This window comes from Lentzea sp. NPDC042327, from assembly GCF_040647275.1.
GTDB lineage: Bacteria > Actinomycetota > Actinomycetes > Mycobacteriales > Pseudonocardiaceae > Lentzea.
The window spans coordinates 36,370-55,175 of the sequence record NZ_JBEZBX010000002.1 but is presented as its reverse complement, the minus strand read 5'-3'; the positions used below and the strand labels follow the sequence as shown (position 1 = coordinate 55,175).

The 18,806-nt window shown below is 71.3% G+C and carries 19 protein-coding genes; 10 read left to right on the top strand and 9 right to left on the bottom strand.

Features of this window, described 5'->3' with window-relative positions:
* The first annotated feature begins 15 nt into the window (after positions 1-15).
* Complete coding sequence (gene kynU / locus AB0A63_RS04035) at positions 16-1,173, top strand: kynureninase (RefSeq protein ID WP_360385106.1); 1,158 nt, start codon at positions 16-18, stop codon at positions 1,171-1,173.
* On the opposite strand, the gene AB0A63_RS04030 is transcribed toward kynU, so the two are convergent.
* Positions 1,163-1,891: an oxidoreductase gene (locus AB0A63_RS04030; protein ID WP_360385104.1), complete on the bottom strand. Its 729-nt coding sequence runs from the start codon at positions 1,889-1,891 to the stop codon at positions 1,163-1,165. The genes kynU and AB0A63_RS04030 overlap by 11 nt on opposite strands.
* A gap of 257 nt (positions 1,892-2,148) precedes the next feature.
* Here AB0A63_RS04030 and acs point away from each other — a divergent pair, with 257 nt between their 5' ends.
* From acs to AB0A63_RS04010, 4 genes are all read left to right on the top strand, one after another.
* Positions 2,149-4,131: an acetate--CoA ligase gene (acs, locus tag AB0A63_RS04025; RefSeq protein ID WP_360385102.1), complete on the top strand. Its 1,983-nt coding sequence runs from the start codon at positions 2,149-2,151 to the stop codon at positions 4,129-4,131.
* Positions 4,132-4,263: 132 nt separating this feature from the next.
* Complete coding sequence (gene nhaA, locus AB0A63_RS04020; RefSeq protein ID WP_360385100.1) at positions 4,264-5,430, top strand: Na+/H+ antiporter NhaA; 1,167 nt, start codon at positions 4,264-4,266, stop codon at positions 5,428-5,430.
* The gene (locus AB0A63_RS04015) at positions 5,427-5,882 is read left to right on the top strand and encodes a phage holin family protein (protein WP_360385098.1); all 456 of its coding nucleotides are present in this window, start codon (positions 5,427-5,429) and stop codon (positions 5,880-5,882) included. The genes nhaA and AB0A63_RS04015 overlap by 4 nt, the downstream gene beginning before the upstream one ends.
* Positions 5,879-6,796 carry an alpha/beta hydrolase gene (locus tag AB0A63_RS04010; RefSeq protein WP_360386597.1) on the top strand — a complete coding sequence of 306 codons (918 nt, stop codon included), beginning with the start codon at positions 5,879-5,881 and terminating at the stop codon, positions 6,794-6,796. Before AB0A63_RS04015 ends, AB0A63_RS04010 begins: the two co-directional genes overlap by 4 nt.
* Here AB0A63_RS04010 and AB0A63_RS04005 read toward each other — a convergent pair.
* Positions 6,768-8,252, bottom strand: a complete 1,485-nt coding sequence (locus tag AB0A63_RS04005; RefSeq protein ID WP_360385096.1) for an FAD-dependent oxidoreductase — start codon at positions 8,250-8,252, stop codon at positions 6,768-6,770. The genes AB0A63_RS04010 and AB0A63_RS04005 overlap by 29 nt on opposite strands.
* A 72-nt stretch (positions 8,253-8,324) precedes the next feature.
* Between AB0A63_RS04005 and AB0A63_RS04000 the strand changes: the two genes are divergently transcribed.
* Positions 8,325-9,068 (top strand): TetR/AcrR family transcriptional regulator, encoded by a 744-nt coding sequence (locus tag AB0A63_RS04000; RefSeq protein WP_360385094.1) that lies wholly within the window; start codon positions 8,325-8,327, stop codon positions 9,066-9,068.
* On the opposite strand, the gene AB0A63_RS03995 is transcribed toward AB0A63_RS04000, so the two are convergent.
* The 4 genes from AB0A63_RS03995 to nth are packed head-to-tail and all read right to left on the bottom strand — an operon-like array spanning position 9,001 to position 12,154.
* The gene (locus AB0A63_RS03995; RefSeq protein ID WP_360385092.1) at positions 9,001-10,188 is read right to left on the bottom strand and encodes a MarP family serine protease; all 1,188 of its coding nucleotides are present in this window, start codon (positions 10,186-10,188) and stop codon (positions 9,001-9,003) included. The two genes, AB0A63_RS04000 and AB0A63_RS03995, sit on opposite strands and share 68 nt — an antisense overlap.
* Positions 10,189-10,203: 15 nt before the next feature.
* Positions 10,204-10,890 (bottom strand): CoA pyrophosphatase, encoded by a 687-nt coding sequence (locus AB0A63_RS03990; protein ID WP_360385090.1) that lies wholly within the window; start codon positions 10,888-10,890, stop codon positions 10,204-10,206.
* A complete protein-coding gene (locus tag AB0A63_RS03985) occupies positions 10,887-11,450 on the bottom strand; it encodes a TlpA disulfide reductase family protein (protein ID WP_360385089.1) in 564 nt (187 codons plus the stop codon). The genes AB0A63_RS03990 and AB0A63_RS03985 overlap by 4 nt, the downstream gene beginning before the upstream one ends.
* Complete coding sequence (gene nth, locus AB0A63_RS03980; protein ID WP_360386595.1) at positions 11,447-12,154, bottom strand: endonuclease III; 708 nt, start codon at positions 12,152-12,154, stop codon at positions 11,447-11,449. The genes AB0A63_RS03985 and nth overlap by 4 nt, the downstream gene beginning before the upstream one ends.
* Before the next feature lie 136 nt (positions 12,155-12,290).
* On the opposite strand from nth, the gene AB0A63_RS03975 reads away from it, so the two are divergent.
* The 3 genes from AB0A63_RS03975 (at position 12,291) to AB0A63_RS03965 (ending at position 15,005) form a co-directional block, all read left to right on the top strand.
* Complete coding sequence (locus AB0A63_RS03975; protein WP_109630982.1) at positions 12,291-12,530, top strand: hypothetical protein; 240 nt, start codon at positions 12,291-12,293, stop codon at positions 12,528-12,530.
* Positions 12,531-12,737: 207 nt separating this feature from the next.
* Positions 12,738-13,412 carry a Crp/Fnr family transcriptional regulator gene (locus AB0A63_RS03970; protein WP_030469453.1) on the top strand — a complete coding sequence of 225 codons (675 nt, stop codon included), beginning with the start codon at positions 12,738-12,740 and terminating at the stop codon, positions 13,410-13,412.
* A gap of 339 nt (positions 13,413-13,751) precedes the next feature.
* Positions 13,752-15,005, top strand: a complete 1,254-nt coding sequence (locus AB0A63_RS03965; protein ID WP_360385086.1) for an MFS transporter — start codon at positions 13,752-13,754, stop codon at positions 15,003-15,005.
* 627 nt (positions 15,006-15,632) lie between these two features.
* Here the strand turns inward: AB0A63_RS03965 and dnaN are convergent.
* The 3 genes from dnaN to AB0A63_RS03950 form a co-directional block, all read right to left on the bottom strand.
* A complete protein-coding gene (dnaN, locus tag AB0A63_RS03960; RefSeq protein ID WP_360385084.1) occupies positions 15,633-16,727 on the bottom strand; it encodes a DNA polymerase III subunit beta in 1,095 nt (364 codons plus the stop codon).
* Positions 16,728-16,802: 75 nt separating this feature from the next.
* Entirely contained in the window at positions 16,803-17,609 is an 807-nt protein-coding gene (locus AB0A63_RS03955) for an MBL fold metallo-hydrolase (protein WP_360385082.1), read from the bottom strand.
* A complete protein-coding gene (locus tag AB0A63_RS03950) occupies positions 17,606-18,388 on the bottom strand; it encodes an NUDIX hydrolase (protein ID WP_360386592.1) in 783 nt (260 codons plus the stop codon). Before AB0A63_RS03950 ends, AB0A63_RS03955 begins: the two co-directional genes overlap by 4 nt.
* A gap of 51 nt (positions 18,389-18,439) precedes the next feature.
* On the opposite strand from AB0A63_RS03950, the gene AB0A63_RS03945 reads away from it, so the two are divergent.
* Positions 18,440-18,796: a hypothetical protein gene (locus tag AB0A63_RS03945; protein WP_360385080.1), complete on the top strand. Its 357-nt coding sequence runs from the start codon at positions 18,440-18,442 to the stop codon at positions 18,794-18,796.
* Positions 18,797-18,806: the final 10 nt, after the last annotated feature.

The window sequence follows — 18,806 nt, the reverse complement described above, 5'->3', positions numbered from 1 at the left end:
CGGGAGACGATCCGGATGGTTGCCCGGACCCCACTTTCCCGAACCAATCGGGCTTCTGCTTTGGAGACCTCAGTGAAGCGTGAGCTGTTCGACCTCCCCGAAGGCGTCATCTACCTCGACGGCAACTCCCTCGGCGCACCGCCGAGGCACGTCGCCGCCCGGATGCAGGAGGTCGTTGCGCACCAGTGGGGAACGCGGCTGATCCGGTCGTGGTCCGAGGGCTGGTGGGAGGCGCCGCAACGGATCGGTGACCGGATCGGCCGGCTGGTCGGGGCCGCACCGGGGCAGGTCGTGGTCGGCGACTCCACGTCGGTCAACGTGTTCAAGGCGTTGATGGGTGCGGTGAAGGGCACCGAGCGCGGCGAGGTCGTGGTCGACGAGGCGACGTTCCCGACCGACGGTTACATCGCGGAGTCCGTGGCCTCGTTGACGGGCCTCAAGGTCCGGGCCGCACATCCGTCCTCTTTGGACCTCACCGGGGACACCGCGGTGGTGTTGCTCAACCAGGTCGACTACCGCACCGGCGAGCTGCACGACATGAAGGCGCTCACCGAGCAGGTGCACGCGGCCGGCGCGCAGGTGGTGTGGGACCTCTGCCACAGCGCGGGCGTGCTGCCGATCGCCTTGGACGAGCTCCAAGTCGACTTCGCGGTCGGCTGCACCTACAAGTTCCTCAACGGCGGGCCCGGCTCGCCGGCGTTCATCTACGTGCCGCACGCGAAGCAGGCCACGTTCGAGAACCCGCTGTCGGGGTGGAACGGGCACCGCGAGCCGTTCGGCATGAAGTCGTCCTACGAGCCCGATCCGGGCATCGCGCGGGCACGGGTCGGCACGCCGGACATCCTGTCGATGCTGGCGCTCGACGCGGCACTGGACGTGTGGGACGACGTGGACCTCGCCGAGCTGCGCGAGCGCGGGCTCCGGCTCACCGCGGTGTTCCGCGAGCGGGTCGAGGAGCTCACGGACCTGGAGGTGATCACGCCGGAGCGGCGCGGCAACCAGATCTCCGTGCGCTGCCCGGACGCCAAGGCCGTGATGGACGAGCTGATCGCGCGAGGTGTCATCGGCGACCACCGGCCGCCGGACGTCCTGCGGTTCGGGTTCGCGCCGCTCTACGTGACCGACGAGGACGCGGTGCGGGCCGCCGAGGTCCTGGCCGACGTCATCCGGTGAGCGCGGCGTCCGCGATGCTCCTGGCCTCGCGGGCGCCCGCCTCCAGCGACGAGCACACGAACAGGATCCACTGCGCCAGGCCCTCCAGTTCGCCCGACGCGAACGCCACGGACGCCGCCTCGTACTCCGCCGACCGGCGCAGGCACGCCACCTCCGGCACGCCGAGGCCCTTGGGGTCGAGGCCGGTGGAGATCGACGTCAGCCGGGCGGCGGCGCGGGCCACCACGCCGTTCGCGACGTCGAACGGGGCCAGGCCGAGCAGTTCGCCGTGCACGACCGCGACGAGCACGGGCGCGGGCACCGAGGTGCCGCCGGTGACGAGCGAGCCGAGCAGGTCGAGCCGCTGCGACACGTCCTGTGCGACGCGCGGCCGGCCGACCTCCGGGGTCAGGTCCGCCGCGGCGAGGACGTGCAGCCGCGCCAGCGCCTGCAGCGGTGCGCGCTGCCAGACGGCGACCAGGCCGCCGAGCGCCTCCGCGATCCGCAGCGAGCCCGCGAGCACCGGGTCGGAGACCTCGCCGGACTCCGGGATCTCGGTCGGGCCGCCCTCCAGCGCCGCCGACGCCCGTGCCGCGCGGACGGACGCCTCGGCCGCGGTCGTGGCCCAGCCGCGCAGGTTCACCCGATGGCGGTGCACCTGGAAAACGGCGTCCTTGGCCGCGTTCGCGGCGTCTGCGACACCGGGCAGGGAAAGCAGCGGGGCGAGGGGATCGGTCACGGTCGCGCAGAGTACCTGACCAGGTGAAACGCGTGACCCAGCTCACTGGGCGACCGTTGAGCGCGCAACTTCGCCCGTTCAACGCGCCACACGTGCCTGGACCAGACAAAACGGGTTACACAGTGACAGCCGTGTAACCAACCTCCCAAGATTGGTCTGAACCTTTCAGGGGAGGAGCCTGTTGGAGTGAGCTGGCTCGCACTACGGTCAGTACCCGCATCCCGAACAGGTCTGGACTTTCCAGGAGGTCTCGCACCATGACGCAGTCGCCAGGCCAGGGCAACGCCCTGGACAACCTGCTCACGGAGAGCAGGACGTTCCCGCCTTCCGACGAGTTCGCGGCACAGGCGAACGCACAGCCCGCGCTGTACGAGGAGGCGAAGGCCGACCGCGAGGCGTTCTGGGCGAAGCAGGCGGAACGGCTGCACTGGGACACGAAGTGGGACCAGGTGCTCGACTGGTCGGACGCGCCGTTCGCGAAGTGGTTCGTGGGCGGCAAGCTCAACGTCGCCTACAACTGCGTCGACCGCCACGTCGAGTCCGGCCACGGCGAGCAGGTCGCGATCCACTGGGAGGGCGAGCCCGGCGACTCCCGCACCATCACCTACGACGAGCTGCAGCGCGAGGTCTCCAAGGCCGCGAACGCGTTGACCTCGCTGGGCATCGGCGCGCAGGACCGCGTCGCGATCTACATGCCGATGATCCCCGAGGCGATCTTCGCGATGCTCGCCTGCGCCCGCGTCGGCGCGTTGCACAACGTCGTGTTCGGCGGCTTCTCCGCCGAGGCGCTGCGCACCCGCATCCAGGACTCCGAGGCCCGGCTCGTCATCACGACCGACGGCCAGTACCGCCGCGGCAACCCGGCCCCGCTCAAGCCGGCCGTCGACGAGGCCGTCGCGGGCGCGCCGTCGGTGGAGAAGGTCGTCGTCGTCAAGCGCACCGACACCGAGGTCGCGTGGACCGACAGGGACGTGTGGTGGCACGAGCTGGTGGACGCGCAGTCCGACCAGCACACCCCGGAGGCGTTCGACTCCGAGCACCCGCTCTTCATCCTCTACACCTCGGGCACCACGGGGAAGCCGAAGGGCATCCTGCACACGTCCGGCGGCTACCTCACGCAGGCGTCGTACACGCACCACAACGTGTTCGACCTCAAGCCGGACACCGACGTCTACTGGTGCACCGCGGACATCGGCTGGGTCACCGGCCACAGCTACATCGTCTACGGACCGCTGTCGAACCGCGTGACGCAGGTCGTCTACGAGGGCACGCCGAACACCCCGGACGAGGGCCGGCACTGGGACATCGTGCAGAAGTACGGCGTCTCCATCTACTACACGGCGCCGACGCTGATCCGCACCTTCATGAAGTGGGGCGCGGACATCCCGGCCAGGTACGACCTGTCGTCGCTGCGGGTGCTGGGTTCGGTCGGCGAGCCGATCAACCCCGAGGCGTGGATGTGGTACCGCGAGAACGTCGGTGGCGGCAAGGCGCCGATCGTGGACACGTGGTGGCAGACCGAGACCGGTGCGATCATGATCTCGCCGCTGCCCGGTGTCGTCGCGACCAAGCCCGGTTCCGCGCAGCGCCCGCTGCCCGGCATCGGCGCGAAGGTCGTCAACGACGAGGGTGTCGAGGTCGAGCACGGCGGCGGTGGCTACCTGGTGCTCGACGAGCCGTGGCCGTCGATGCTGCGCGGCATCTGGGGCGACGACGAGCGCTACCGCGACACGTACTGGTCGCGCTTCAAGGACCAGGGCTACTACTTCGCCGGTGACGGTGCCAAGTACGACGCCGACGGCGACCTGTGGCTGCTCGGCCGCGTCGACGACGTGATGAACGTGTCGGGCCACCGCATCTCGACCACCGAGGTCGAGTCGGCGCTCGTGTCGCACCCGACCGTGGCCGAGGCCGCGGTCGTCGGCGCGTCCGACGACACGACCGGCCAGGGCATCGTGGCGTTCGTGATCCTGCGCGGTGGCGCGGGTGCCGACGCCGGTGGCGCGGAGGCGATCAAGGCGCTGCGCGACCACGTGGCCAAGGAGATCGGCCCGATCGCGAAGCCGCGGCAGATCATGGTCGTGCCGGAGCTGCCGAAGACGCGCTCGGGCAAGATCATGCGCCGCCTGCTGCGCGACGTGGCGGAGAACCGCGCGGTCGGCGACGTGACGACGCTCGCGGACTCGTCGGTGATGGACCTGATCTCGGCGGGCCTGCAGTCGGGCAAGTCGGAGGACTGATACTGATCTGCGCAAACGTGACGGGCGTCCTCTTCGGGGGACGCCCGTTCGCGTTAAGGTTGCGGCAGGGTGAGCCGGGAAGTCTGGTCGGCACGAGGATTTGTCGTGCCCGCAGACCGCCCTGGGAGCCCCGTGTCGCGCAAGAAGGCCGTCGTCGCCGAGTTCGCCCGTTACCTCCGCACCGAGACCGTCGGTGGCACCGTTCTGCTCGGCGCCACCGCGATCGCCCTGCTGTGGGCCAACTCGCCGTGGGCACCCGCCTACTTCGGGCTGCGCGACCTGCACCTCGGGCCGTTGTCCGTCGGCGACTGGGCCAAGGACGGTCTGCTGGCCGTCTTCTTCTTCGTGGCCGGCCTTGAGCTCAAGCGCGAGCTCGTCGTCGGCGAGCTCTCGAACATCAAGGCCGCGGCCCTGCCGATCATCGCGGCGGTCGGCGGCATGGTCGTGCCGGCGCTGATCGCGTTGTCGATCGGGTGGGGGCAGCCGGGGATCGAGAAGGCCTGGGCGATCCCGGTGGCCACGGACATCGCGTTCGCGCTCGGGGTGCTCGCGCTGACGGCGTCGGGACTGCCGTCGAGCCTGCGGGTCTTCCTGCTCTCGCTCGCGGTGGTCGACGACCTGGGCGCGATCGTGGTGATCGCTGTCCTGTTCACGGCGCAGTTCAACCTGCTCGCGGCGGGTGCCGTGGTGGCGCTGCTGGCGCTGTACTGGTTCCTCCAGCACAAGAGGATCACCACGCCGTTGCTGTACGTGCCGATCGCGCTGGCCACCTGGTGGTTCATGCACGAGTCGGGCATCCACGCCACGATCGCCGGTGTCGCGCTCGCGCTGCTGACGCGGGTCAAGCGCGACCCGTACGAGCAGCACGCACCGGCCGTGCGCCTCGAACACCGGTTGCAGCCGTGGTCGGCGGGCGTGGCGGTACCGGTGTTCGCGCTGTTCGCGGCGGGTGTGCCGGTCGGCGCGGAGGCGTTCGGCAAGCTCTTCGAGGACAAGATCGCGATCGGTGTGGTGGTCGGGCTCGTCGTCGGCAAGGTGATCGGGATCGTGGGGGCGTCGGCGCTCGCGGTGTGGTTCAAGGCGGCGGTCTGGCCGGCCGGGGCGGGGCCGCGCGACATCGTGGCGGTGGCGACGCTGGGCGGGGTCGGGTTCACCGTCAGCCTGCTGATCGCGGAGCTGTCGCTGCCGGAACCGGAGACCGCGAAGGCCGCCGTCCTGCTCGCCTCGATGATCGCGTCGCTGCTCGCGGCGGTGTTGCTCATTCGCCGGAGCCGGGCGCATGGCACCATGTCCGGGTGACCACCAGGGAGCACATCGCGTCGATTCCGCTGACCGCTGACGACCCCGCGGCCGAGGCCTCGATCGGCGGCCTGGTCCGCGACGCGACCGCGCACGTGTCGACTTTGGTCAGAGCAGAGGTCGAGCTCGCGAAGGGCGAGCTCGCCGCCGAGGTCAAGAAGGCGCTCAGGGGCAGTGTTTTCTTCATCGTCGCGCTGACGGTGCTGCTGTTCAGCCTGTTCTTCTTGTTCATGGCGCTCGGCTTCGGGTTCACCGAGTGGTTCGGCTGGTACGCCTGGGCCGGCTTCGGGCTGACCTTCCTGCTGATGCTCGTCACCGCGGGGCTGTTCGCGTTCCTCGGCTACCGGAAGGTCCGCAAGATCAGGGCGCCGGAGCGGTCGATCGCGGCGGCCAAGGACACCGTGGCCGCACTGCGCAACCGTGACTCTCACGGCAGGGGCGACGACAACTGAGCCGCAAACCCGACCCGTCGGTGGTGCGGGTCGCGGGGCCGTGGACGCACCGCGACGTCTCGGCCAACGGCATCCGCCTGCACGTCGCCGAGCTCGGCGAGGGACCCCTCGTGCTGCTGCTGCACGGGTTCCCCGAGTTCTGGTGGTCGTGGCGGCACCAGCTGACCGCGCTCGCCGAGGCCGGCTACCGCGCCGTGGCCGTCGACCTGCGCGGCTACGGCGACTCGGACAAACCCCCGCGCGGGTACGACGGGTTCACCCTCGCGGGTGACATCGCGGGTCTGGTCAAGGCGCTCGGCGCCCCACGCGCGCACCTGGTGGGCCACGCGTGGGGCGGCCTGCTGGCGTGGACGGCCGGCGCCATGCACCCGCGGCTGGTGTCGTCGGTGTCCGCGCTGTCGGCCCCGCACCCGCTGGCGTTGCGCCGCACGTTCCGCCGACCGGGCCGGCTGAACCGGCACGTGCTGCAGTTCCAGCTCCCGCTCTACCCGGAACGCCTGCTGACCAGGGAGAACGGCCTGCAGGTGGCCAAGCTGCTGTCGGCGTGGTCGGGCCCGAAGTACCGGTCGGCACCGGAGTTCGACGAGGTCGTCCGCCGCTGCCGGCAGGCGATGCTCGTGCAGGGCGTGGCGCACAGCGCGATGGAGTACTACCGCTGGGCCGTGCGGTCCCAGCTGCGCGGCGACGGCCGCCGCTTCGCCGAGGCGGTCGACAAGCCGTTGCCGGTGCCGGTGCTCCAGATCCACGGCGAGCTGGACGCGGTGGTGCTGGAGTCCACAGCCCGCGCGTCCCTGCCGTGGCTCGGTCCCGGCTCGGAGTTCCGCTCGCTGCCCGAGGTGGGGCACTTCCCGAACCAGGAGGCGCCGCACACCACGAGCCGCCTGCTCACCGAGTTCCTGCAGAGGTCGTCCTGAACGCCGCCGCCAGCTCCGCCGCCGGGTCGTCCGGCAGCTCGGTCGCGCGCCAGGCGATGTAGCCGTCCGGGCGGACGAGCGACGCACCCTTGCCGGACAGCCCGAACGCGTCGAGCGCCTCGACGGGTTCGTACCGCACGCCCAGCGGTTCGGCCGCGTCCGCCCACAGCGCGTCGTTCGCCACCAGCACCCAGCCGCGTTGGAACAGGTCCAACGTGGACTTCCCCGGCTCGATCCACAGGTGCGGGGCGCGCGTGCCGGGCTGGCCGTTCCACTGCTCGGGGAGCCGGGCCGGCGGCAGTTCCTCGCCCGCCCCGAGCACCGCCGCCGAGCGGTAGAGCACGCCGAAGTGCATGGCGTCGTTGTCGTACAGCGGCGCGTCCTCCGGCTCACCGCCGCGGTTGTGGCCGTCGTTGCGCGCGAAGATCTGCTGGTGGCACAGGGTCGCGACGGGCCGCCGTTCCGCGTCGTAGGTGTCCAGCAGGGACGGTCGTGACGTGCCGTCCAGCACGGCGGCGAGCTTCCAGGCGAGGTTGTGCGCGTCCTCGATGCCGACGTTCGCCCCGAACCCGCCGCGGCTGGGCGGCAACGTGTGCGCGGCGTCGCCGGCGAGGAAGACCCTGCCCCGGCTGAACCGGTCGGCGACGTTCGCGCTGATGGTCCACCGGCCGGTGGTGATGACCTCGACGTCGAGGTCGTCGCGGCCGATGGCCTGGAAGACCTTCTGCCGCAGCTCCGGCTCGGTGTACTCGCGGTCGTCGAGCATCAGCACCCAGCGGCCGTCGCCGTAGGTCGTGAGGAAGCCGACGTCGTCAATCACGAACTGGCCGATGCCGTCCTTCAGGTACTCGTCCAGCGGTGCGCGGAACAAGACGCTGCGCGACGTGTGCATGTATCCGCGACCGGTGCGGGTGATGCCGAGCTGTTCGCGGATCGGGCTGCGGTGGCCGTCGGCCGCGACGAGGTAGTCGGCGCGGATCTCGTACGGCTCCCCGTCACCCTGCACGACCGCCGTGACGCCGTCGTCGTCCTGGGAGAACTCCAGCATCCGGGTGCTCATCCGGATGTCCGCGCCGAACGCGCGCGCCTTGTCGCGCAGGATCGGCTCCATCACGTCCTGCGCCGCGCCGACGCCCCTGACCGGCGAGTGCTCGACGTCCGTGAGCTGAGCCGGTGGCGTCCAGAACGTCTCGTCGTACTTCTTCCCGACCAGGCTCTCCGCCCGCACCCGCCGCACGCCGAAACCCCTGGTCATCCGGCTGCGCGGCAGCTCGTCCCCCATGCCGACCGCCCGCAGCAGCTCACCGACCCGCGCGTTGAAACCGACCGCCCGCGGGTGCGGTGAGCTGCCGGGGTGCTTCTCGACGAGCACCACGTCCACCCCGCGCCACGCCAGGAACAACGCGGCCGAGGTACCCGCCAGCCCGCCCCCGACCACCACGACCTGCGTCCTCATCACACCCACCCTCCGATACGCCGTATCTGTCAATACACTGTATCGGCAAGAGACGCTGTATTGTCCAGTCCGATGTCGAACGAACCCGTGTGGGAGCGGCCGGAGCCGTCCGGCAAGCCGTCGCCGACCCCGTTGAGCAGGGACCTGATCGTGAGCGCCGCGATCAGGCTCGCCGACGCGGGCGGGCTCGACGAGGTGTCGTTCCGCAAGGTCGCCGCCGCCCTGAACGCCGGCCCGATGCGGCTGTACGGCTACGTGGAGACCAAGGACGAGCTGCTCGACCTCATGGTCGACGAGGTCTACGGCGAGATCACGCCGCCGCCGTCATCGGCCGGCTGGCGCGAGGGTCTGCGGCACGTCGCGCACGGCATCCGGGACGCGACGAAGCGGCACGAGTGGTTCATCGACCTGCTCAGCAACCGCCCGCACCAGGGCCCGAACGCGCTCACGCACCTGGAGACCACGCTCGCCACGGTCCGGTTCGACGACATCGACCAGGTGCTCGGCGCGGTCGGCGCGGTGATGGCGTACGTCTTCGGGGCCGTCCGCGGCGAGATCACCGAACTGCGCGCGGAACGGTCCAGCGGCATGACCGAGGAGCAGTGGCAGCGCGCGTCCGGCCCCTACATGCAGCGGATGCTCGCCACCGGCCGGTTCCCGACGCTCGCCAGGGTCATGCACGAGTCGAGTGACACCGATCCCGCGCACAGGTTCGAGATCGGCCTCGGCTACGTGCTCGACGGGATCGCTACGAGGCACAACCTTGCGTGGAGGCCCGCCGGGTCAGCGTCGGAGCCTTCTGCACAATCTCCTTGACCTGCTGCGCCGTGAGCACGAACCCGGTCTCCGGGTCGTCGACCGCCGCGCCGAACACCACGCCCATCACCCGGCCGTTCGGGTCGACCAGGGGGCCGCCGGAGTTGCCGGAGCGGACCTCGGCGCGGACGGTGTAGACGTCGCGGGTCACGGTCTGCGCGTCGTAGATGTCCGGGCCGCGCAGCAGCGGGATGCGTTCGCGGACACGGGCGGACTTGGCGAGGTAGGGGCCGTCGAGGGGGTAGCCCAGCACGATGCCGTCCTCACCGGCCTGCACTTCGTCGGAGCGGAACTGCAGCGGCGCGGCCTCCAGGTCGGGGACCGCGAGGATGGCGACGTCGACCTTGGGGTCGTAGAGGACGACGGTGGCGTCGAACTGGCCGCGGCCGACCTCGACCGTCACCTCGTTGGTGCCGGCGACGACGTGGGCGTTGGTCATGACGCGCTCGGGGGCGATCACGAAACCGGTGCCCTCCAGCGCGCGGGAGCAGGACGGGGCACGGCCGCGGACCTTCAGCACCGAGGACTTCAGCCGGTTCACCACCGGGGAGCTCGCCAGCGCCTGGTCGGGTGGGCTGACGTCCTTCAGCGGGGTGCGGTTGAACGGGTCCATCGCCTGCGGGAAGCCGGAGACGTCGAACAGCTTCTGCAGGTCGTCGGACAGCACGCGAGCGGCCTGCGGCATGGTCTCGTTGACCTTGCCGAGGATCACCGAGTTGCGCAGCGACGCGGTCAGGTCGGGCAGGCCCGCGACCGAGGTCAGCGGCAGGGCGATCATCCAGGCCACGACGAAGACGACGATGCCCTGCACGATGGCGCCCAGCGCGTTGTCCGCGCCGCGCAACGGGGAGGCGTTGACCCGCGCCTTGATCGTCCGGCCGATGTAGACGCCGATCGTCTCGCCGAGCGCCACCAGCAGCACGACGATGCCCACCGCGAAGACGACCTTGGTCACCACGTTCTCGAACTGGGACACGAGCATCGGTGCGATCTGGGTGCCGAGGATCAGGCCGACGAGCACACCGACGAACGCGGGCAGCGCGACGACCATGCCCTGCCTGGCCCCCGACACCGCGGCGATCGCGGCAAGGCCCAGCACGAGCAGGTCAACCCAGTTCAACCGACTACCTCCGCCTCACTGTGTAGCGCGCAACGCTAGTTCAAGGTCGCGCACATCGGTCGCATCCCACGGCTGTTCCCAGCCACCGAGTGCGATCAGGCCGTTCAGCAGTCCCGCGGTGAAGCCCCACACCAGCATGCCCGGCGCGGAGAAGGCCGCTCCGACGTAGCCCGCGGGGTGGCGCACCCGGAACCTGTTGGCAGGGTCGGCGAGGTGTGCGACCGGCACCCGTGCGACGGCGGCGGTCTCGGCCGGGTCGACGGGGGCGACGGGGCTCGGCTGTTCCCAGTAGGCGAGCACGGGGGTGACCACGAAACCGGACACCGGCACGTACAGCTCCGGCATCACGACCAGTGGTCTCACTCCTGTCCCAAGTACACCTGTCTCCTCGTAAGCCTCGCGTAATGCGGTGGCCACGGGTCCGTCGTCGGTCGGGTCGGCGGCCCCGCCGGGGAACGCGACCTGACCGGGGTGCGAGCCCAGCGTGTCCGAGCGGCGCAGCAGCAGGACGTCCGGGCCGTGGTCGGCGTTGTCGCCGAAGAGCATGAGCACCGCCGCGGGCCTGCCGCCGGACGCGGGGGGCTTGATCCGGGTGAACGCCGTGGCGTCGATCTCCTCGGTCGCCTTGACGAGCCGCTGCATCCAGTCCGGCAGCTCGGTCGCTCCCAGCCCGGTTGCTCCCAGCTCGGTCGCCTCGCTCATCGCACCGCCTTCTCCACCTGTTCCGGCGCCGTGAACACCGGCGGGTCCGTGATCAACCGGACCGCGCCGTCCGCTGATATGTAATACGTGGCCGGCAACGTGATCGGCGCCTTCACCCGCTTGCGCAGCTCGTCCGCCTCGTCGTGGACCGACGGCAGCCGCACGCCCAGCTTGGCGAGCAGCTCCAGGCCGTCGGCCTCGGTGCTCTCCACTAGAACTGGGACGACCGGGACGGCGTTCGGTTGCTCCGCGTAGGCGTCCAGCACCGGAAGCTCCTTCTGGCACGGCTGGCACCAGGTCGCCCAGAAGTTGATCAGGAGCGGGCCCTTGAGCGCGAGGTCCGTCCGGGTGCCGTCGCGCAGGCACGTCACGCCGACGCCGCCCGCACCGCCCGGCACGCACGGCCGCAGCTGGGCCTGCGCGCGCAACGCCACCACGTCCTGCGGCGGGCGGTTCGACCGGACGGGCTGCTCCCGCGCGTCATCGCGCGGCCACAGCGCGACGACCCCGGCGACGCCGAGGACGAGCACGAGGACCAGCCAGCGGGTGCGGTTGTTCACCCCACCAGCTTCTCACCGGCCCGCACCCGCTCGGCGAGCTCGACCAGGTGCGGCTTCTCGTCGCCCTTCACGAGCTTCGCGGCCTTCACCGGGTCCTCGGGACCCAGGCCGTACGACGGGCAGTCCTTCATCAGCAGGCAGGCCCCGCACGCGGGGGTCTTGGCGTGGCACACGCGGCGGCCGTGGAAGACGATCCAGTGCGAGGCCATGGTCCAGTCGCGCTTCTCGATCAGCTCACCGATCGCGTACTCGACCTTGACCGCGTCCTCCTCCTCGGTCCACCCCCAGCGGCGCACGAGCCGGCCGAAGTGGGTGTCGACTGTGAGCCCCGGCACATCGAAGGCGTTGCCGAGAACCACGTTGGCCGTCTTGCGTCCTACACCGGGGAGCTTGACCAGCTCCTCCATGCTGCCGGGAACCACACCGTCGTGCTGCTCCACGAGAGCGGCACCGAGACCCAGGAGGGATGACGCCTTGTTCCGGTAGAAGCCGGTGGGGCGGATCATCTCCTCGAGTTCCACCCGGTCGGCTCCGGCGTAGTCGGCGGCCGTCGGGTACTTCGCGAAGAGCGCGGGAGTGACCTCGTTGACCTTCTTGTCGGTGCACTGCGCGGACAGCACGACTGCCACGACCAGTTCGAGCGGCGTGGTGAAGTCCAGCTCGCAGTGGGCGTCGGGATATCCCTCGGCAAGCGTGCGCACCATCCGGCGGGCCCTGCGGGTCAGGCCGAGTTTGGTTTCCGGTTTCTTGGTTGCGGGCACTGATCCAGAGTAGTCAACACGCCGCGACCACCCCCTAGATCCGTGCTCGAATCCCCCATGCGCCAGACTGCGGAGCATCATGACTGCCTGGTTTGTGATCGTCGTCCCGATCGTGATCATGTTCTTCGCGCTCTTCATGGAGCGCGTGGAAGCGAAGCTCCGGCACGTGGCCGTGCAGGAGAACGAGGTCGAGGAGTTCCTGGAGTCCGCCCGGCCCGACGAGGTCAAGGCGCTCTACGGACACGGCATCGGTCGCGCGCTGGAGCTGTTCCGCCTGCGCCGCCGCGGTCGCGGCAGCGTGCGCAAGCGCGTCCGCTAGCGGGCGGGTGCCGGCCAGGCACCCGAATGGCGTAGACTGGTTCGTTGGGCTCTGGATCGAGTCAGTCGAGTTGTTCCCAGCGAGACGGCGAGCCGAACGGCGATCCACTACACAGCCCTTAGACTGCAACGCAGTGATCGGCGGCACGGCGCTGACTCCACCAAAGATGGTGGTAGGCGTGCCGTCGCGTCGATTAGGAGGGACGAGGTGGACGAGACCCTGGCGCGAGCGGGCATCTTCCAGGGAGTTGACCCGGCAGCCGCAGAGGCGCTGGCGCAGACCCTGGAGACGGTGGAGTTCCCGCGTGGCCATGTGATCTTCGCGGAGGGTGAGCCGGGCGACCGCCTGTACATCATCCAGTCCGGCAAGGTGAAGATCGGCCGCAAGTCGCCGGACGGCCGCGAGAACCTGTTGGGGATCTTCGGGCCCTCCGACATGTTCGGTGAACTGTCCATTTTCGACCCCGGCCCCCGCACGTCGACCGCGACGACGGTGACCGAGGTGCGCGCGGTGTCCATGGACCGCCCCGCGCTCCGTCAGTGGATCACCAACCGGCCGGAGATCGCCGAGCAGCTGCTGAGGGCACTGGCCCGCAGGCTGCGCAGGACGAACTCGATGCTGGCCGACCTGATCTTCACGGACGTGCCCGGCCGCGTCGCCAAGGCGTTGCTGCAGCTCGCGCAGCGCTTCGGCTCGCAGGAGGCCGGTCTGCTCCGCGTCACGCACGACCTGACGCAGGAGGAGATCGCCCAGTTCGTCGGCGCGTCCCGCGAGACCGTGAACAAGGCCCTGGCCGACTTCGCGCACCGCGGGTGGCTGCGACTGGAGGGCAAGAGCGTGCTGATCCTGGACCCGGAGCGCCTGGCGCGCCGCGCACGCTAGGACTTCAGCAGTTCGACGGACAAAGGACCGGGCGCCACCCCCGACGTGGCGCACCGGTCCTTTGTGCTGCACGGCCCATCCCCCGACGAACCGTGCCTTCCCACCCTCCGGCGCGCAGGCCCCGACCCTCTGGCCGGAGGTTGGTCTTTCGATCGACGAGTCAACTTTCGCACGGCCCCTACCGTGGGACTCAAGCCTTTTCACCCTCAGGGACCTCTTCCGGGTGGTTTTGGCTGCATCTTTCACCCGGTCATCCCATTCCTGTGACCGAACCGCAACCGTGGTGACACCGCGCACCCAAACTGGTACTTCCGTACCACCTTTGTCATACTGGTACACATGTCCCACTCTGCCCGCCTGTCCGACTACCGTGCTGCCCTGACGACCCCCGGCATGCGCGGCCCCGTGGTCGCGTCCCTGCTCGCCCGCCTCCCCATCGCGATGGTCGGGCTCTCGCTGCTGCTCTACGTGGAGCGCGCCACGGGTTCGTTCGCGGTCGCCGGTCTGGTGTCGGCGGCGGCGCTGGTGGGCGTGGCGATGGGCTCGGTCGTGCAGGGCCGGTTGATGGACCGCTTCGGTCCCACCCGCCCGCTGATGACCGTGACCGCGCTCTTCACCCTCTTCGTGACCGCCTCCGTGATCGCTGTCGAGGCCGGCCTGCCGGTGCTCCTGCTGGTCCCGCTGGCCCTCGGCGTCGGCGCGACCGAGCCGATGGTGGGCTCGGCGTCGCGGGCGCTGTGGGAGCGGATGGTCCCCGCCGGCCCGACGCGGATGGCGGGCTACGCCTACGAGGCCATCTCGATGGAGGTCTTCTTCATCCTCGGACCGGGTCTCGCGGGCCTGCTGCTGGCGGCGCCGTGGGCGGGCACCGGCGTGGTCGTCGGCTCGGTGCTGATGGTCGTCGGCGCGCTGTGGTTCGCGACCAACCCGGTCGTGCGCGAGTGGGGCCCGGTCGTCCAGGCCCCGCGGCCGCTGCTCGGTGCGTTCGCCTACCCCGGCATGCGCACGGTGGCGCTGGCCGCGCTCGGCTTCGGCGTGACCATCGGTTTCGTCGAGGTGGCGGTGCCGGCCTTCGCGAAGGCGACGGGCCACGCCGCGATGGGCGGCCTGATGCTGTCGCTGTGGTCGATCAGCTCGGTGATCTTCGGCGTGCTCTACGGCATGCGCCCGTGGCCGCGCCCGATGCACCTGCGCCTGCCGGTGCTGCTCGGCGGCTTCGGCCTGCTGTCGCTGCTGCTCGCGATCCCCGCGTCGCTGGTGGGGCTGGGCCTGGCGCTGTTCGTGGTCGGCACCCTGATCACGCCCCAGTCGACCGCGCACTCCGCCGCGATCGAGCAGGTCACGCCCAGCGGCATGGCTGCGGAGGCGTTCGGCTGGGTGATCACCTCGGTGACCGTCGGCCTCGCCATCGGACAGGGCCTGTCCGGTCAGCTGATCGAGCACTTCGGCACGCGGCCCGCGTTCCTCGCTTCCGGCGTGGCCGGTCTGCTGATCGCCGCGGCCGTGTGGGCGCTGCGCGAGACCGTGCGGCGCGGGGTTCCGGCCGGGGATGCGCTGCCGGCGCGGTCGGAAATGGAGCTCGTGGCCCGCTGAGGGGTGGACGGGTCCCCGGAGCGGGGCTGGAGGTTGTGGTTGAGAGGCACGCCGGGGACGGCGTGCCTTTCGGCATTTCGGGGGGTGTTGGGACGGATGGTGGCCGGGTGAGGGTGCGGGCCTGCTGCGCGGGGGCGGGCAGGGCCGGGGGCGGGGCAGGCCGAGGCCGGGGACGCCCGGGCCGGGGACGGGCAGGCCGGGAACGCCTGGGGACGGGGGCGGGCGGGCCGGGAACGCCTGGGGACGGGGACGGGCAGGCCGGGAACAGGCGGGCAGGCCGGAGCGAGGCAGGCCGGAGCGAGGCAGGCCGGAGCGAGGCAGGCCGGAGCGAGGTGGGGCAGGGCGGGGCAGAGCGGGAAGGGCGGGCGGGCCGCCGCCACCGAGGGTGGGCAGGCCGCACTCCAGGGTGAGCGCGCCGCACCCCCAGGACGAGCAGAGCGCGTCCCAGGACGCGCTGAGTGGCGCCGACCCTGGACCGCGGCCCCGCAGCGTCGCACGACCGCCAACGGACCGGGCTCGTCGTGCCCTGCCCCTACGCCCGCGCCTCCACGCCCCGCGCTCGCGTCCCCGTGCCTGCGCCCCCGCGCCCGCGCTCAAGCCCCTGCGCTCGGTGGCCTGACGGCGCCGTCAGGCCACCGAGCGCATCGGCACGACCAGGTAGGTGAGCTCCACGCCGTCCTCGCCGGGCGGGGAGGTCAGGACGGTGGAGCGGAGGCCGTCCTGGATGCGGAGTTCGATGCGGCGGCCCGCGAAGGCCTTCAGGGCGTCGGCGAGGTAGCGGGCCTGGAAGGTCTTGGTGAGGCGGTCGCCCTCGACGGTGGCCTTGACGAACTCCTCGGCCTCGCCGGAGGTCGGGTCGCTGCTCTTGACGCGCAGCTCGCTGTCCTCGACCTGGATGGTGACGGCCTGGTGGGGGCCGCCGTAGGGGGTGGCGCGGCGCACGGCGCGGGACAGGGCGTCGGCGTCTACCAGGACGGTGCTGTCGATGGTGGTCTCCAGGAGTCGGCGCGCTCGGTCGTCCGGGAACGGGGCGGCCAGGAGTGCGGTGGAGAGGGAGTTGTGGTGCCAGGCGAGGCCGATGCGGTCCGCGTCGGCGTGCAGGGCGACGGGGCCCTCCGCCTGGCGGGTGGCTTCGGCGAGGGCCTTGGCGGGGACCAGGACGTCGACGGAGCCGGCGGACTGCCACGGGAGCTTGGCGTAGGCCATGCGGTAGCGGTCGGTGGCCATGACGTGCAGGTGCTCGGCGTCGGACTGGACGCGGATGCCGGTGAAGATCGGCAGTGCGTCGTCCTTCGAGGCGGCACCGGCCACGGCGGCGATGACGCGCAGGTGCTCGGCGGCCGCGGTGCCCTGCAACGGGGGCAGGGCCGGGATGCCGGGGTGGTCGTGCAGGTCGAGCAACGGCAGGGCGAAGCGGGCCTGGCCGGTGCGGACCGCGAGCCGGGAACCCTCGACGCGCAGGCGGACCTGCGGCTCGTCGAGGGCCTGGAGGGTGGCGGCGAGCGCCTTCGCGGGCACCAGCACCTCCCCCTCGGTGTGCGCGGACGCGGGCTTCGTCAGGCTCACCGCGTGTTCGTGGTCGCTGCCCGCCACCTCCACCCCCGTCGCGGAGGCCCGCAGCCGGACGCCGGCGAGGACGGGGTCGAGCACGCGGGTGGGCAGCAGCCGCGCCACCTCGGCGACGGCGCCGGCGAGCTCGGCTGTGGTGGCGGTGAGGTCCATGGCAGGGACGTTAGCGAGCACCCCTGACAATTTTCGCGAGCACGAGCGCGACCAGGACGCGTGAGCACCGGCGTCTCACCCGGTGCGCAGGTACTCCAGCTGGGCCCGCACCGACCACTCCGCGGCCGGCCAGAGCACCCGGTCGACGTCGGCGTAGACGACCTCGACGACCTGCCGGGGCGTGGGCGAGCCGCCCAGCGCCTCCACGGCCCGGCGCACCTGCTCCAGGCGCTGGGTCCGGTGCGCCAGGTAGGCCCGCGCGGCCTCGCCGGCGTCGGCGAGCTCGGGGCCGTGGCCGGGCAGCACCGCGGTGTCCGGCGGCAGGTCCGCCAGCACCTTCAGCGACTCGAAGTAGTCGCCGAGCTTCCCGTCGGGGTGGGCGACGATCGTGGTGCCGCGGCCCAGCACCGTGTCCCCGGTCAGCACGGCCTCGCCGTCGAGCACGAAGCACAGCGAGTCGCTGGTGTGCCCCGGTGTGCCGAGCACCCGCAGCTCCAGACCGGAGCTGGTGACGACGTCACCGTCCACCAGGCCCTCGGACCCGAAGACGAACGTCGGGTCGAGCGCGCGCACCGGTGCCCCGACGAGCTCTCCGAACGAGCGCGCCCCCTCGGAGTGGTCGGGGTGACCGTGGGTCAGCAGGACCTCGGAGACCGGCCCGACCGCCGCGATGCGCTCCAGGTGCGCGGGGTCGAGCGGACCGGGGTCGACCACGACGTACGACCCGGCGTCCGGCGCCTTGAGCAGCCACGTGTTGGTGCCGTCGAGCGTCATCGGCGACGGGTTGTCCGCCAGCAGCACGGCCGCGTGCGCGGTGACCTGGCGCAGCTGCCCGTACAGCGGGTGCTCGGCACGGGCCCCGATCAACGGCGACCCGCTCATCCGAGCACCACCCTGACCACGTCACCGTCGCGGATCAGCTTGGGGATGATCTTCTCGACGCTGCGCTCCTCGGCCATGACCGCGGCGACCGAGCCGAGCGCACCGACCTCGTCCAGCGTCCGCCAGGTCGGCGGCATGAGCATGCGGCGTCCCTCCTGGGCGTCCTGGACCGCCTCCGCGGGCGTCTGCCAGGCCGCGTCGGACGCCTCGGTCGTGGCGCCGTCGGCGTGCTGACCGGTCGGCAGGGCCGCGACGAAGAACCGCGTGTCGTAGCGGCGCGGCTCCTCGCGCGGAGTCACCCAGTTGGCCCACGGCCGCAGCAGGTCCGCCCGCAGCACCAGCCCGGCGGCCGCCAGGAACTCCGCCAGCGACACCTTCCGGTCGACCAGGTCCTGCCGGGCCTGCGCGTACACCGAGGCGTCCGCGACGACCGTCGACGGGGACGGCCCCGCCAGCAGCACACCGGACTCCTCGAACGTCTCCCGCACCGCCGCGCACACGAACGCGCGGGCGAGCGACTCGTCCACCCCGAACACCGACCCCCACCACGACGGCGGCGGACCGGCCCACGCGACCGACGTGTCCGCGTCGCGCGGGTCCACGCCACCACCGGGGAACACGGTCATGCCGCCCGCGAACGCCATCCCCTTCACCCGCCGCAGCAGGAACGCCTCCACCCCGGCCGCACCGTCGCGCAGCAGCACCACGGTGACCGCGTCACGGGGTTCGACGGGTTGGGCAACCGGCGCCGCGGGTACCAGGTTTCCCGGCAAGGTCATGTCCTCGGGCATCCTCCGAGCGTACGACCGCGCTGACGTGAGGATGGTGTGATGGCGACGAAGGTCTCCGGCTGCCTGGTGAAGATGCTGCTGGTCCTGTTCGGCGTGGTGGTGGGAACGGGGTTGACGGCGGTGACGGCCGTCCTGCTGTTCCTGCCCGACCGCACGACCGTGATCAGCGTCGACCCGACCGCCGAGTCCCCCGGCGTGTACGTGAAGAAGGTCGAGCGCGTGGTCGGCGGCACCGGCTACGAGATCTGGCTCGGGCCCACGCCCGACCGCGGTCACGTGGTGACCGTTCCCGCCGGGTGGGAACACGACCCCGACCGCGAGAGCACGCCCGACGGCCTGCGGCTCAAGTTCGACAACGGGGGCGAGATCTTCGTCCCCAGGGCCAGCTACCTCTGAGGCAGGATGG

Coding starts and splice junctions, on each gene's coding strand:
- kynU (WP_360385106.1), top strand. CDS start 16: ATGGTTGCCCGGACCCCACTTTCCCGAACCAATCGGGCTTCTGCTTTG.
- acs (WP_360385102.1), top strand. CDS start 2,149: ATGACGCAGTCGCCAGGCCAGGGCAACGCCCTGGACAACCTGCTCACG.
- AB0A63_RS04005 (WP_360385096.1), bottom strand. CDS start 8,252: ATGAGGACGCAGGTCGTGGTGGTCGGGGGCGGGCTGGCGGGTACCTCG.
- AB0A63_RS04000 (WP_360385094.1), top strand. CDS start 8,325: ATGTCGAACGAACCCGTGTGGGAGCGGCCGGAGCCGTCCGGCAAGCCG.
- AB0A63_RS03990 (WP_360385090.1), bottom strand. CDS start 10,890: ATGAGCGAGGCGACCGAGCTGGGAGCAACCGGGCTGGGAGCGACCGAG.
- nth (WP_360386595.1), bottom strand. CDS start 12,154: ATGGTGCGCACGCTTGCCGAGGGATATCCCGACGCCCACTGCGAGCTG.
- AB0A63_RS03975 (WP_109630982.1), top strand. CDS start 12,291: ATGACTGCCTGGTTTGTGATCGTCGTCCCGATCGTGATCATGTTCTTC.
- AB0A63_RS03965 (WP_360385086.1), top strand. CDS start 13,752: ATGTCCCACTCTGCCCGCCTGTCCGACTACCGTGCTGCCCTGACGACC.
- dnaN (WP_360385084.1), bottom strand. CDS start 16,727: ATGGACCTCACCGCCACCACAGCCGAGCTCGCCGGCGCCGTCGCCGAG.
- AB0A63_RS03955 (WP_360385082.1), bottom strand. CDS start 17,609: ATGAGCGGGTCGCCGTTGATCGGGGCCCGTGCCGAGCACCCGCTGTAC.
- AB0A63_RS03950 (WP_360386592.1), bottom strand. CDS start 18,388: ATGACCTTGCCGGGAAACCTGGTACCCGCGGCGCCGGTTGCCCAACCC.
- AB0A63_RS03945 (WP_360385080.1), top strand. CDS start 18,440: ATGGCGACGAAGGTCTCCGGCTGCCTGGTGAAGATGCTGCTGGTCCTG.